Origin of the sequence: Sciscionella marina DSM 45152 (assembly GCF_000379465.1) — a bacterium.
Classification (GTDB): domain Bacteria; phylum Actinomycetota; class Actinomycetes; order Mycobacteriales; family Pseudonocardiaceae; genus Sciscionella; species Sciscionella marina.
Window position 1 is genome coordinate 34,179 of sequence record NZ_KB905425.1, and the last position, 12,667, is coordinate 46,845.

At 69.2% G+C, this 12,667-nt stretch carries 15 protein-coding genes; 7 read left to right on the forward strand and 8 right to left on the reverse strand.

Features of this window, described 5'->3' with window-relative positions:
• The 3 genes from A37U_RS54150 to A37U_RS0133190 all read right to left on the reverse strand — a co-directional run.
• Positions 1-475: NAD(P)/FAD-dependent oxidoreductase (locus A37U_RS54150; protein ID WP_040589439.1), on the reverse strand; the 475-nt coding region annotated here is incomplete at its 3' end.
• The gene (locus A37U_RS54155; RefSeq protein ID WP_020500975.1) at positions 472-1,146 is read right to left on the reverse strand and encodes an arsenate reductase ArsC; all 675 of its coding nucleotides are present in this window, start codon (positions 1,144-1,146) and stop codon (positions 472-474) included. The genes A37U_RS54155 and A37U_RS54150, both read right to left, overlap by 4 nt.
• A gap of 102 nt (positions 1,147-1,248) precedes the next feature.
• Positions 1,249-1,563, reverse strand: coding sequence for an ArsR/SmtB family transcription factor (locus A37U_RS0133190; protein ID WP_026197867.1), 315 nt, complete (start codon positions 1,561-1,563; stop codon positions 1,249-1,251).
• Between the two features lie 256 nt (positions 1,564-1,819).
• On the opposite strand from A37U_RS0133190, the gene arsD reads away from it, so the two are divergent.
• The 5 genes from arsD to A37U_RS0133215 all read left to right on the forward strand — a co-directional run bounded on the left by arsD (position 1,820) and on the right by A37U_RS0133215 (position 6,953).
• Positions 1,820-2,197, forward strand: coding sequence for an arsenite efflux transporter metallochaperone ArsD (gene arsD, locus A37U_RS0133195; protein WP_026197868.1), 378 nt, complete (start codon positions 1,820-1,822; stop codon positions 2,195-2,197).
• A 2-nt stretch (positions 2,198-2,199) separates the two neighbouring features.
• Complete coding sequence (gene arsA / locus A37U_RS0133200; RefSeq protein WP_276143260.1) at positions 2,200-3,999, forward strand: arsenical pump-driving ATPase; 1,800 nt, start codon at positions 2,200-2,202, stop codon at positions 3,997-3,999.
• A gap of 69 nt (positions 4,000-4,068) precedes the next feature.
• The gene (locus A37U_RS0133205) at positions 4,069-5,532 is read left to right on the forward strand and encodes an arsenic transporter (protein ID WP_020500979.1); all 1,464 of its coding nucleotides are present in this window, start codon (positions 4,069-4,071) and stop codon (positions 5,530-5,532) included.
• Between the two features lie 55 nt (positions 5,533-5,587).
• Positions 5,588-5,836 carry a DUF2180 family protein gene (locus tag A37U_RS46670; RefSeq protein ID WP_020500980.1) on the forward strand — a complete coding sequence of 83 codons (249 nt, stop codon included), beginning with the start codon at positions 5,588-5,590 and terminating at the stop codon, positions 5,834-5,836.
• A gap of 46 nt (positions 5,837-5,882) precedes the next feature.
• Positions 5,883-6,953, forward strand: coding sequence for an ArsO family NAD(P)H-dependent flavin-containing monooxygenase (locus tag A37U_RS0133215; protein WP_020500981.1), 1,071 nt, complete (start codon positions 5,883-5,885; stop codon positions 6,951-6,953).
• A gap of 86 nt (positions 6,954-7,039) precedes the next feature.
• On the opposite strand, the gene A37U_RS48795 is transcribed toward A37U_RS0133215, so the two are convergent.
• The 4 genes from A37U_RS48795 to A37U_RS0133235 all read right to left on the reverse strand — a co-directional run bounded on the left by A37U_RS48795 (position 7,040) and on the right by A37U_RS0133235 (position 11,180).
• On the reverse strand, positions 7,040-7,522 hold the full coding sequence (locus A37U_RS48795; RefSeq protein WP_020500982.1) for a hypothetical protein: 483 nt from the start codon (positions 7,520-7,522) through the stop codon (positions 7,040-7,042).
• 49 nt (positions 7,523-7,571) lie between these two features.
• The gene (locus A37U_RS0133225; protein WP_020500983.1) at positions 7,572-8,621 is read right to left on the reverse strand and encodes a flavin-containing monooxygenase; all 1,050 of its coding nucleotides are present in this window, start codon (positions 8,619-8,621) and stop codon (positions 7,572-7,574) included.
• Positions 8,618-9,832: an MFS transporter gene (locus tag A37U_RS0133230; protein WP_020500984.1), complete on the reverse strand. Its 1,215-nt coding sequence runs from the start codon at positions 9,830-9,832 to the stop codon at positions 8,618-8,620. Before A37U_RS0133230 ends, A37U_RS0133225 begins: the two co-directional genes overlap by 4 nt.
• A 13-nt stretch (positions 9,833-9,845) precedes the next feature.
• A complete protein-coding gene (locus tag A37U_RS0133235) occupies positions 9,846-11,180 on the reverse strand; it encodes an NAD(P)-binding domain-containing protein (RefSeq protein WP_026197870.1) in 1,335 nt (444 codons plus the stop codon).
• Positions 11,181-11,281: 101 nt separating this feature from the next.
• Here A37U_RS0133235 and A37U_RS0133240 point away from each other — a divergent pair, with 101 nt between their 5' ends.
• Both A37U_RS0133240 and A37U_RS52150 read left to right on the forward strand, forming a co-directional pair.
• Complete coding sequence (locus A37U_RS0133240) at positions 11,282-12,121, forward strand: helix-turn-helix domain-containing GNAT family N-acetyltransferase (RefSeq protein WP_026197871.1); 840 nt, start codon at positions 11,282-11,284, stop codon at positions 12,119-12,121.
• A gap of 94 nt (positions 12,122-12,215) precedes the next feature.
• Complete coding sequence (locus A37U_RS52150; protein ID WP_020500987.1) at positions 12,216-12,383, forward strand: hypothetical protein; 168 nt, start codon at positions 12,216-12,218, stop codon at positions 12,381-12,383.
• A gap of 1 nt (position 12,384) precedes the next feature.
• Here the strand turns inward: A37U_RS52150 and A37U_RS52155 are convergent, their stop codons facing one another.
• Positions 12,385-12,561 (reverse strand): hypothetical protein, encoded by a 177-nt coding sequence (locus tag A37U_RS52155; RefSeq protein WP_157183186.1) that lies wholly within the window; start codon positions 12,559-12,561, stop codon positions 12,385-12,387.
• Positions 12,562-12,667: the final 106 nt, after the last annotated feature.

Consider the following 12,667-nt stretch of genomic DNA (forward strand, 5'->3'; position numbering starts at 1 on the left):
CCATCGCCGAGTCCCCGCCGCCGACGACGGCGATGTCCTGGTCGCGGAAGAAGAACCCGTCGCAGGTGGCGCAGGACGACACACCGCGCCCGAGCAGGCGTTCCTCGCCGGGCACTCCGACGTAGCGGGCGGCGGCGCCCATCGCGAGGATGATGGCCTTGGCCCGGTACTCGACGCCATTGGCGAGGACCGTTTTCGTCTCACCACTGAGGTCGATGTTCTCGACGTCCTCGGTTCTCAGTTCGGCACCGAAGCGCTGGGCTTGGTTGCGCATCTGCTCCATGAGTTCGGGACCCATGATGCCGTCGCGGAAGCCCGGATAGTTCTCGACCTCGGTGGTGGTCATCAGCGCGCCACCGAACTGGGTGCCCTCGAAGACGAGGGGGTCGAGTTCGGCCCGAGCGGCATACACGGCGGCGGTATATCCGGCGGGGCCGGAGCCGACGATGATCAGGTTTCGGATCTCGCTCGTCACCGCGCGGCCTCCGGTGCCAGTTCGGCGAGCAGGCTGGTGACGCGGCGGTCGATCTCGTCGCGGATGGCGCGGACTTCCTCGACCGACTTCCCGGCGGGGTCGTCGAGTTCCCAGTCGAGGTAGCGCTTGCCGGGGAAAACCGGGCAGGCATCCCCGCAGCCCATCGTGATCACGACGTCGGCGGCCTCGACCGCCTCGGTCGTCAGGGGCTTGGGGAACTCCTGGGACAGGTCGAGGTCGAGTTCGGCCATCGCGAGCACCACCGCCGGGTTGATCGTCTCGGCCGGGGCGGAGCCGGCGGAACGGACGGTGACCCGACCTTGGGCGCGGTGGTGCAGCAGTGCGGCGGCCATCTGGGATCGGCCTGCATTGTGCACGCAGACGAACAGCACTTCGGGGGTCGAGGACACGAGGACTCCTTGGTTCTTGGCGATCGAGGTGAGGCGTTCGCGGGCGAAGCGCGTCGCGAGGGTCGCGAGGTGGGTGTGCACCCGGGCGGTGGCGTTGAGTTGCGTGTAGGTCTCGTCCAGTACCGCGCGGATGGTCTCCGGGCCGAAGATCCCCTGAAACTGGGGTTGCAGGTCGGCGGTGGCGCGGTCGAGGAGTTCGGTGACGTGTGGGTCGGTCAGCCGGTATTCCTCGGCATCGTGGTGGTGGGGTGACGTGGACATGGTCAGCCGCCTGGAGTTCGGTAGGGCGAGTCATGGCTCGGCGATTGCTTGGCTGGGGTCAGGTCTCCTATCGAGTGCTGTTGATGGGACGTCGCACTCAGCTCAGGCACAGGGGCGGCGGATGGCCTGGGCATGGTGTGCCTGCGCGGTGAGGTTCGCGATGCCGACGGTGAGCAGGCTCAGCGCGTCCGGGCGCAGCCGATAGTAGGTGTACCGCCCGCGCGGCTCGGCGGTGACGAAGCCAGCTTCACGGAGAACACGCAGGTGGTGGCTGATGGTGGATTGCCGTGCTCCGGTGTCGTCCACCAGGTGGCAGGTGCACATCTGCTCGCGGGCGAGCAGGCGCACGATCTCCGCGCGGAGCGGGTCCCCGAAGAGCTTCACCACAGCCTCGGCAAGGTCGGGTTGCGCCTCCATAGCCGGCCCGGGAGCCTCTTCTACGCCAGCCCCAGCAACGGGTGACATCAACATGATTCGATGAAAGCACCGCGCGAGGTGTCCCGTCAAGCAATGGGCACGAGGGGGCTGCGACAGCTATGAGCTGCCCTTTTAATCGCTTCCCTTCACAGCACAGAAGCCCGAGAGACCGTGGTCACATCAGCTTGGTTTGATTCATCAGCTTCGGTCGATGTAGCGTCGGCTGGGTAGTACTCCCAGCGGGAAGGGGTCCGTGATGGCGTCTGTGGAGATTTATGACCCGGCGATGTGCTGTTCGACCGGGGTGTGTGGGCCATCGGTGGACCCGGCGTTGACGCAGTTCGCCGCTGACGTGGAGTGGCTGGGCTCCGCGGGCGTGGAGGTCCAGCGGTTCGGGTTGTCCTCCGAGCCCGGCAAGTTCGTGGCGAACGGCGAGGTCGGCGCGCTGCTGAAGGACAAGGGCGAAGAAGCCCTGCCTGCCGTGTTCGTCGATGGTGCACTGCGCACCTCCGGGCGGTACCCGACCCGCGTGGAACTGGCCGAGTGGACGGGTGTGGCCACTGAGCGCCCTGGCCTGCCGGTGATCGAGCAGGCCGAGCCCGGCAGTGGTTGCTGTGGCGGTGGGGAGTGCTGAGCGTGGGCACGGTGCCCGCCGAGCAGGTCCTCGGCGGTCTGCTCCGGGTGCGCACGCCGTTCGTGTTCTTCACCGGCAAGGGGGGCGTGGGCAAGACGTCGACGGCGTCGGCGACGGCGATCGGACTGGCCGATGCCGGGCGCAGCGTGCTGGTGGTCAGCACCGACCCCGCCTCGAACCTCGACGAGGTCCTGGAGACCACCGCGGGACGGGACCCGCGGCCGGTCCCCGGGGTGGCCGGGTTGTTCGTGATGAACCTCGATCCGAACGTGGCGGCGGCCCAGTACCGGGAGAAGGTCCTCGGCCCGTACCGGGACAGCCTGCCCGCCTCGGCGGTGGAACAGATCGAAGAACAGCTCTCCGGCGCCTGCACGGTCGAGATCGCAGCATTCAACGAGTTCGTCGCGTTGCTGACCGACCCGGAGATCCGCGAGCGGTTCGACCACGTGGTCTTCGATACCGCGCCCACCGGACACACGCTGCGCCTGCTGAGCCTGCCCAGCGCGTGGTCGGATTTCCTGGCCACCAACCCCGGCGGCGCTTCGTGTATCGGCCCGCTGGCGGAGATGGGCGCGCAGCAGCAGCGCTACGCCGAGGCGATGCACGCCCTGGCCGACGCTGATCAGACCACGCTGGTCCTGGTGACCCGCCCCGAGCAAGGGGCGCTCGCGGAGGCCGGGAGAGCGTCGGCCGAACTGCGGGAACTCGGGGTCGGCAACCAGCGGTTGATCGTCAACGGCGTGTTCACCGCCACCCGCGACGACGACCCTCTGGCGCAGGCGTGGCAGCAGCGCGCTCAGGACGCGCTGGAGCAGATGCCCGCGTCGTTGGCGGAGGTCACCGAGATCGAGTCCGTGCCCTTGCTGCCGGAGCTGCCGCTGGGCGTGCCTGGCCTACGCGCCATGCTCCGCCCCGTGCTGCCAGCGAGGACGGTCTCAACAGCGGATGCCGTGTTGCCCGCCGGGGTGGCGACCCACGTGCGGGATCTGGTCGACGAGGTCGGCGCCAATGGCCGCGGTCTGGTGATGACGCTCGGCAAGGGCGGCGTCGGCAAGACCACGGTCGCCTCCTCGGTCGCTGTGGGGCTCGCTCGGCGGGGGCTTCCGGTCACGCTGACCACGACCGACCCGGCCGCGCACCTGGACACCTCTCTGGGCGATGGCCTTGGTGGCCTGGAGGTCACGCGCATCGACCCGGTGGCCGAGACGGCGGCGTATACCGAGGCGGTGCTCGCCGAGGCCGGCGCGAACCTGGATGAGCAGGGCCGGGCTTTGCTGGTGGAAGACCTTCGGTCACCGTGCACCGAGGAGATCGCCGTCTTCCACGCCTTCGCCCGAACCGTGGCCGCCGCCCAGGACCGGATCGTCGTGGTCGACACCGCCCCGACCGGGCACACGCTGTTGCTGCTGGATGCCTCGCGCAGCTACCAGCGCCAGTTGGCCCAGCAGTCCGGACAGGTGCCACCGCCCGAGGCCGTGGAATTGCTCGACCGGCTGACCGACCCGGATTACACCCGCGTCGTGCTGGTGACCCTGCCGGAGGCCACCCCAGTGCATGAGGCCGCCGCGCTACAGGGGGATCTCGCTCGGGCAGGCATCAAGCCGTTCGCCTGGGTGATCAACCAGAGCTTGACCGCGGCCTCCCCCGTCGACCCGCTGCTGGTGGCCCGCGCCGCCTCCGAACGGCGCTACCTCGCCGAGGTCGCCACCGACCACGCCGAGCGCACCGCCGTGCTGCCGTGGCGCGCGGCGACACCGGTCGGTGCCGAACAACTGGCGCTTCTCGCGAACGGCGAGCACTAACCCGACTGGTGGCCGGTAGCCGGCCGCCACCGACTCCGACTCACGCTCGACAGGAGAGACGACGACGCCATGACTGTGGCAGCCATTCTGATCTTCCTCGCCACGCTCACCTTGGTGATCTGGCAACCCAAGGGCCTGGGCATCGGCTGGAGCGCGCTCGGCGGCGCAGTGGTGGCCCTGGCGACCACGGTGGTCCACCTCTCCGACGTGCCCACCGTGGTCGGCATCGTCTGGAACGCGACCCTGGCCTTTGTCGCCGTGATCATCATTTCGCTGATCCTCGACGAGTGCGGCTTCTTCGAGTGGGCCGCACTCCACGTCGCCCGGTGGGGACGCGGACACGGCCGAGCACTGTTCGTGTTGATCGTGCTGCTCGGGGCCGCGATCGCCGCGGTGTTCGCCAACGACGGCGCCGCGCTGATCCTGACCCCGATCGTCATGCAGATCATGCTCGCGCTGCGNTTCTCCCCGAAGGCATCNCTGGGCTTCGTCATGGCCACCGGGTTCATCGCCGACACCGGCAGCCTGCCGCTGGTCGTGTCCAACCTGGTCAACATCGTCTCCGCCGACTTCTTCCACATCGACTTCGCCCGCTTCGCCGCGGTCATGGTCCCGGTCGGCCTCGTCTCCGTGACCGCCAGCCTGGGCGTACTACTGCTGTACTTCCGCCGCTCGATCCCGAAGACCTACGACGTCACCGCCCTGCGCCAGCCAGCGGAGGCAATCAGCGACCAGGTGACCTTCCGCGCCGGGTGGGGCGTGCTCGTCCTGCTGCTGATCGGCTACTTCGGCGCCGACCCCATCGGCGTGCCGCTGTCGGTCGTGGCCGGAGCCGGCGCGCTGAGCCTCATCGCGGTCGCCGCCCGCAAGCCCGCCTTCGCCTTCCCCCAGTCCGTGCGTCAGCCGCTACCCGCGACCGTGGGCGCAGGAAGCGCGGGGACCAGCGAGCAGCACACGGTGGGCGATCCGCGCAACACCGCCGACGCGGGCGATCTCGCAGCAGCCCCGGCCACACCCGACGAGCGTCCCGCCGGGCCGCGACGCATTCCGGTCGGCAAGGTCATCCGGGAAGCGCCCTGGCAGATCGTGCTGTTTTCCATCGGCATGTACCTGGTCGTCTACGGCCTGCGCAACCAGGGGCTCACCGGCGAGTTGGCCAAGCTGTTCGGGTTCTTCGCCGACCACGGTGTCCTCGCCGCCGCACTCGGCACCGGTGTCGTGGTGGCGGTGCTGTCGTCGATCATGAACAACATGCCCACGGTGCTCATCGCCGCGCTGGCCATCGGCGCCGTCGGGGCGACCGGGCTCACCCACGAGGCGATGGTCTACGCCAACGTCATCGGCTCCGATCTCGGCCCCAAGATCACCCCGATCGGCAGCCTCGCCACCCTGTTGTGGCTGCACGTGCTCGACCGCAAGGGAATGCACATCGGCTGGGGCCGCTACTTCCGCACCGGCATCGTCCTCACCATCCCCGTCCTGCTCGTCACACTCGCCGCACTGGCCGGGTGGCTCACCGTCATCGGCACCTAAACCCGGAGTATCGGGCCGGCAGGGTCATCATAGGAACCACGGAAGGAGAACCGTCATGCACTGCTTCGACTGCGCAGAGCACAACGTCGAACGGCCTGCCGTGGGGACCTGTATGGACTGCGGGGCGGGCGTGTGCGCCAAACACGCCCGCCCCGAACGACGCTCCGTCACCTGCCGTGTGGTCGGTCTGACCGTCGTGAACCAACCGGCGCGCGTGGCAGCTCGTATCCTGCGCTGCGCGTCCTGCTCCCAGGTCCGCACCACCGTCGCGGCCTGCGAAAAACAGGGCGGCCGGAACTGCTAATGATCGCCAGGTCGTTCGAGGGAACTGTGAGCAGGCGGAGGTAGACATGGCCGAGGTCGCGGACGTGGTCGTGATCGGCGGTGGTCAAGCCGGTTTGGCCGCCGGCTACTTCCTGCGCCGAGCCCGCCTGAACTTCGCCATCCTGGACGCACAAGACCAGCCGGGAGGGGCGTGGCGACACGGCTGGGACTCGCTGCGGCTGTTCTCCCCGGCCGAGTACAGCCCGCTGCCCGGCTGGTGGATGCCCCGCCAAGACGGCGAAACCTTCCCCACCGCCGACCACGTCGTCGGCTACCTCCGCGACTACGAGCGGCGCTACGAGTTGCCCGTGCACCGCCCCGTCCACGTGCGCGGTGTTCACGATGCGGGGGCGTGGCTGGCCATCGATACCGACCACGGGACCTGGCGCACCTCGATCGTCATCAGCGCAACCGGCACCTGGGACACGCCGTACCTGCCCGTCTACCCGGGCAGCGACGAGTTCACGGGAGAACAACTGCACACCGTCACCTACCGCTCGCCGGAGCGGTTCCGCGGCCAGAGCGTGGTGGTCGTAGGAGGCGGCAATTCCGCAGCACAGATCCTGACCGAGGTCTCCACCGTCGCCGACACGACCTGGGTCACCCAGCGTCCACCCCGGTTCATGCCCGACGACGTGGACGGCCGCGTCCTGTTCGACGTGGCCACCCGGCGCGAAGCCGCCCGCCGGGCCGGCACGGACAGCAACGGTGTCTCCGGACTCGGCGACATCGTGATGGTGCCCAGCGTGCGCGAGGCACGTGATCGCGGCGTGCTGCACGCCCTCCCGATGTTCGACCGCCTCACTCGCAACGGCGTGGCCTGGAACGATGGCACCGAACAGTCCTGTGACGTGATCATCTGGTGCACCGGGTTCCACCCCACCTTGCGCCATCTCGAACCGTTGGGATTGAGCTACGAGAATGGAGTGCCGAAAGCCGTAGGCACGCGGTCGGTCGACGAGTCGCGCCTGAACCTGCTGGGGTACGGGGACTGGACAGGTTTCGCTTCGGCCACCCTGATCGGAGCCGGCCGCACCGCGAAGTCGACCGTCGCCGAGATCGCCGATCGCCTGCGCTCGCACAAAACGGCGGAGTGACGCTAGACCGGCCTCGCACTGCGTCAACCCAACAGATCCGATCTCCTGGACCGCGAGCTGTCTCCCAGCACCGGATGGACCTGGTTCTACTCGCAGCAAGACGGTCTGGTGCTCGCCACGCCGCTCACGTCGTGATGAGTGAACGTCGCGGATGCCCACGGCACCGTACACATGCGACGGACAATGGCGTCCACCCTGTGCTGGGATCGTTGGTGCGCCAAAGAGATGCGGTGGTGCCCGTCTTCGACGAAATACAGCTCGCCCAGGTGGATCAGGCGTATGGGATTCCATCCCTGCCCGTCGCTATGCCTCCGGGCAAGCCTGTCGCGACGTGCCCAGACCGCCGGGCTCAACGGCCGGAAAGTGCGATCGAAGTCGTGCGGGCGTGCGACCGTTCCCACGATTCTGGCGAGAGAAACCACATCTGGCTTGCTGTCCTTCTCGTTGCAGGCGGCGTCGGGATCGTGCCCGAAGACGGCGAGGGCGTCCGCCAGCACCAGCAGCGGAGCCCGTTTCGCCCGCGGGCGAAATCTCTGCAAGGCCGCTGTGAACGCACGAAGCCAGGACATCGCCAGAGCCCCTTCCGAGATCGGTCACGTCAACACGCCCCCAGGCTGATCAGGTGCGGGCGCGGAGGAGTCGTGCGGTGACGTAGCGGGCGTCGCGGCCGACGCCGCGCAGGGTGGCGGAGGCGAAGCTGCGCTGCCATTCCAGCCCGACATAGCCCAGTCCCGCCACGGTGCTCGACAGCCCGCGCTTCTGGGGTGGAAGGCCGTCGTCGGTCAGCGCGCCGGTTCCGTCGAGATAGGTCAGCTCGGGGCGGTAGCCGGTGGCAAGGATGAGCGTGTCGACGTGTTCGCGGGTGCCGTCCGGCCAGGTGATCTGGGAACCGTCGATGGCGGTGAACATCCGCCGCTGGTCGGGGTTCCCCGCGTCGATCGCCTGGCGGTAGCGGCCGTCGTCGTTGACCGGCATCGGCGGCGGATTGCGCACCAGGTGACCGATCGGCAGGTGGTCGAATCCGCTGGCCACGGACCAGAAGTGCACGTCCCGACCCAGGATGAGCTGCGGTGCGAACTTGATCGGGTACCGGGTGGCCAGCGTGACCCGGGCATGGGCAGCGAGTTCGGTTCCGATCTGCACCGCGGAGTTCGCCGCACCCACCACGACGATCCGCTGCCCGGTGAACCCGGTGGGTTCACGGTAGTCGGCAGCGTGCAGCACGGCACCGGTGAACGAATCCAGGTCGGGCAGATTCGGCCGATAGGGGCGCCCGAACGCTCCGCTCGCCGCGATTACGAGGGGCGCCGTTACTGTCTCACCATTGTGGACTTCGGCCACGAATCGGCCGCCGTCGCGGCGAATGCGCTCGACGCGGTGGTCGGTGCGGATGTCGGCGTCGAGGTTCTTGGCGTAGCGGCGCAGGTAGTCGATCACCTCGTCGCGATGCGGGTAGTGGTCCGGGTTGCCGGGNAAGGCCATCCCGGGCAGGGCGCTGTAGCGGGCCGGGGAGAACAGGGTGAGGCTGTCGTAGTACGACGGCCACGACCCCACCGGTTCCGGTCCGGCTTCGAGCAGCACCGGCACTCGGCCGGCTCGGCGGAGGGCGTGGGCGGCAGCGAGGCCGGACTGCCCACCGCCGATCACGAGAGCATCGACATCGGTCACGGGACGTTCCTTTCGGGTTTCGTAGCAAGGGAGAGCAGGGCTGCGGCGGTGGTGACCGCGCCCAGGACGAGGAAGGTGGTGGCATAGCCGCCGAGCAGGCTGGCGAGTGCGGCGCCGGCGAACGGGGCCAGCGCCATCGTGATCGTCAACGGTGCGGACAGCAGACCGGTGAGCTGCCCGTAGTACCGGGCTCCCCACCGGTCGGTCACGGCGGTGGCCTGCAGCAGCGTGAACACTCCCCGCGCCATGCCCGCCAGGATCGCGGCGNCGATCAACGCGGCNNCNGAGGTGAGCACNCCGAGCANNGCNGTGGTNANCGCCATCGCCAGCAGGATCAGCGCGGTGCGTGCCNGCACGGTGGTGCGCCGNGTCAGGGNGGTGTAGCCNAGCCGNCCNAGGACCTGNCCGGCNCCGCCGAGCCCCANCGCGACCGAGGCGGTAGCGGTGCCGATGCCGCGTTCGGCCAGCAACGGCACCAGATTGATCACGACGGCGAAGGTGGCGAACGCGGCNANGCTCAACGCGNCGGTGAGCACGACGAACGNCGGGCTCCGNGCGACCTGCCNNGGGTCAGCCTCCTNGTGCCGGGATTCGGCCGCCGGGCGTTCCGGCCACGGCAGTCCGAGACCGAACCAGTGCCCGGGAATCGTGACCGCCGCGAGGATGCCGGCCAGCACGAGATAGGTCGCCCGCCAGTCCAGAACGGCGGCGAGTGCGGCGGTCAGCGGGGCGAAGACGGTGCTGGCCAGCCCGGCGGCCAAGGTCAGGATGGTCAACGCCCGGACCCGGTCGCGTCCGTGCCAGCGAGTCAACGCGGCGAACGCAGGCGGATACAGCACCGCTCCCATCGCCACCCCGACCAGCAGCCACGCGGAGAGGAACCACGCCAGGTTCTGCGCGGTGGCCACCGCCACGAGGGCGGGCACGGCCAGCACCGAGCCTGCGGTCATCACCCCGCGCGGCCCCCGGCGATCCAGCCATCGGCCGACCGGGATGCCGACCAGGGCGGCGATGAGCTGGCTAGCCGACAACGCCGCGGTGATCGCTGCGGTCGGCCAGCCCGTCGTCGCGGAGATGTCCCCGGCCAGGACAGGAAAGGCGTAGTAGAGCACGCCCCAACTGGTGATCTCGGTGACGCACAAGGTCACCAGCACCCGCCGCAACCCCGCCCGGCTCACCACATCCGACTGCGCGAGCGCTCCGGAGGACACCGGCGTGCCCAGCTCAGCTCGTGGACGGCGCAGACACGGTCAGCGCCTCCGGCTCAGCCGGTGCGCCGCAGCAGCCGCCAGCCTGCTCCTCGGCAGGAGCGTCGAAGACTCCAGCACCGCCGCACACCCCGGTTTCCGGCAACACCAACTCGACCCGCTCGGCGGACTCACGGTCGCCGGCCAGCGCGGCGGCGATCGAGCGCACCTGCTCGTAGCCAGTCATCGCCAAGAACGTCGGCGCGCGGCCGTAGCTTTTCATCCCCGCCAGGAACATCCCGGGCTCCGGGTGGGACAGCTCGGTGACCCCGTGCGGGTAGACCGTGCCGCAGGAGTGCACGTTCGGGTCGATCAACGGCGCCAGCGCCACCGGTGCCTGCAACGTCGCATCCAGGTTCAGCCGGATCTCGGACAGCCACGACAGGTCGGGGCGGAACCCGGTCAGGACCACGATCTCGTCGACCGACTCGACCCGCGCTCCCGCATCGGATACCAGGCCAAGTCGGTGTGCGTCGCGTTCGATCGCAGCGGTGCGGAAGCCGGTGACGACCTCGATTCGCCCGGCCTCGACGGCGGTCTTGGCCCGCTGGCCGAGCGCGCCTCGGGCGGGCAACTGATCGGCTTGGCCGCCTCCGAAGGTGTCGCCGACCTCGCCGCGGCGCAGCAACCACGTGATCCGCGTGTCCGGATGCTGGGCGGCCAGCTCATCGAAGGCGACCAGGGCCGTCAACGCTGAATGCCCGCTTCCCGCCACCACGACGTGCCGCCCCGCATACCGCTGGCGGACCACCGCATCGGTCAGATCCGGCACCTGGTACACGATCTGCCCAGCCACAGCGTGCTCACCCACGGCGGGCAATCCGTCGCCACCGAGCGGATTCGGATTGCTCCAGGTACCCGAGGCATCGATCACCGCCTGCGCGGTCACCCGTTCCTCAGTGCCCGCAGCGGTGCGCAGGTGCACGGTCAACGGCTCGGTGTCGCGCCCGGCGTCGACGACCCGGTCCCGGCCACGTCGAGCCACGCCCACGACCTCGGCGCCGAACCGCACCCGCGCGCCCAGTGCGTCGGCCAACGGGCGCAGGTAGTACTCGGCCCACTCCCTGCCCGTCGGGTAGCTGGCCTCGTCAGGGACCTGCCAGCCCGTTGCGTCCAGCAGGCGGCGCGCGGCCGGGTCGATCAGCTCGGCCCAGCGGGAGAACAGGCGCACGTGATGCCACTCCACGACCGCGGCCCCTGCTTGATCGGCGCGCTCCAGCACCAGCGGTTCCACCCCCTGCTCGACCAGCTCGGCAGCCGCCGCCAACCCGACCGGACCAGCACCGACCACCACTACAGGCGTCTCGCTCATCGCTCACTCCCTTCTATCGATGTATCTCGATTGAGTTGAGCTGAATGTATCGAGCGTTCTCGATGGATGCAACCATCGATTTCAATCGATACACTGGCGGCATGGCCATCGCACTCCGGCAAGCACAGGTCCTGCCCACCTCCGATGCGGCCACCTACGCCGACTGGTTCGCCTGCCTCGGCGAACCCGTGCGGGTGCGACTGCTGCACGCCGTGGCCACCAGCCCGAAGGGCATCACCGTGGGTGCGTTGACAAAGATCCTGGGCACCAGTCAGTCGACCTGCTCATTCCACGTGCGCAAGCTCGCCGACGTCGGCTTCGTCCGCCTGAGCAAGGAAGGCACCGCCACGATCGTCACGATCAACGAAGCCTGCTGCACCGGCCTGCCCCACGCCGCCGACGCGGTCATGGGGCTACTCGGCCCGCAGCCCTGCTGCCCGGACAACCTCCCGACCGACGTCACCGTCCGAGCACTGAGCGCCGATGACTGGACCGCGGTGCGCCGCATCTACGCCGAGGGCATCGACACCGGCATCGCCACCTTCGAGACGACCGTGCCCAGCAAGGCGAGCCTCGACGCCAAGTGGCTGCCCGACCATCGCTGGGTCGCCGAACTCGACGGTGAGGTTGTCGGCTGGACCGCGGCCAGCCCGGTCTCACCCCGCGAGTGCTACGCCGGCGTCGCCGAGACCGCCGTCTACGTCGCCGACGGCTACCGCGGACGAGGAATTGGAAAAGCCCTGCTGTACAAGCAAGTCACCGAGGCCGACGCCGCCGGACTCTGGACCCTGCAGACCGCGGTCTTCACCGACAACCGCGCCAGCATCGCCCTCCACCACGCCGCCGGCTACCGCACCATCGGCATCCGCGAACGCATCGCCCAACGCGACGGAACCTGGCACGACACCGTCTTCCTCGAACGCCGCTCACCCGTCAACTGACCCAAAATCCCACCGCGACGTCGACGGCCCGCCACCAGCATCACAAACGTGGTTCGCATGAAGTAGCGATCGGTGCACAGTTCAAGAAGCACTCATGCCCGACGACGCCGTCCGGCTCTACAACCAGGGCTGGCCACTGCCCCGGATCGCCGCACGCATGGACGTCGCCGCCGGCACCGTCCGCCAACGCCTGTACGAGCGCGACGTCCCGATCCGCGACACCCACGGGCAGACCCGGGCACACCAACAGCGCCGACGCTGACTCAGGAGTGCCGCACGGTGAGGATGCTGATCCGCTGCGCGCAAAGGCATACCGGCTCGACGCCGAACACCGGAACCTGTACCAGCGTCCGATCTCCGCCGACACCCTCCGCCGCAAGCTCAGCATCGGATCGAAACGAGCCCGCGCCCTCACCCACCACCGCCGCCAGCAACGCCAACCCGGAGCGGTTCTGGCGGCGGTGGAATGAGCGCCGGACTCGCGATGGGGTGCCGGCCCCTCGGACAGTTGGTTGTGCGCGTGCGGTCCGGCACCGCTGCCCGCTC

Excerpts from the sequence above, each read along its gene's own strand:
- A37U_RS54155 (WP_020500975.1), bottom strand. The coding sequence starts at position 1,146 with ATGTCCACGTCACCCCACCACCACGATGCCGAGGAATACCGGCTGACC.
- A37U_RS0133190 (WP_026197867.1), bottom strand. The coding sequence starts at position 1,563 with ATGGAGGCGCAACCCGACCTTGCCGAGGCTGTGGTGAAGCTCTTCGGG.
- arsD (WP_026197868.1), top strand. The coding sequence starts at position 1,820 with ATGGCGTCTGTGGAGATTTATGACCCGGCGATGTGCTGTTCGACCGGG.
- A37U_RS46670 (WP_020500980.1), top strand. The coding sequence starts at position 5,588 with ATGCACTGCTTCGACTGCGCAGAGCACAACGTCGAACGGCCTGCCGTG.
- A37U_RS0133215 (WP_020500981.1), top strand. The coding sequence starts at position 5,883 with ATGGCCGAGGTCGCGGACGTGGTCGTGATCGGCGGTGGTCAAGCCGGT.
- A37U_RS48795 (WP_020500982.1), bottom strand. The coding sequence starts at position 7,522 with ATGTCCTGGCTTCGTGCGTTCACAGCGGCCTTGCAGAGATTTCGCCCG.
- A37U_RS0133235 (WP_026197870.1), bottom strand. The coding sequence starts at position 11,180 with ATGAGCGAGACGCCTGTAGTGGTGGTCGGTGCTGGTCCGGTCGGGTTG.
- A37U_RS0133240 (WP_026197871.1), top strand. The coding sequence starts at position 11,282 with ATGGCCATCGCACTCCGGCAAGCACAGGTCCTGCCCACCTCCGATGCG.
- A37U_RS52150 (WP_020500987.1), top strand. The coding sequence starts at position 12,216 with ATGCCCGACGACGCCGTCCGGCTCTACAACCAGGGCTGGCCACTGCCC.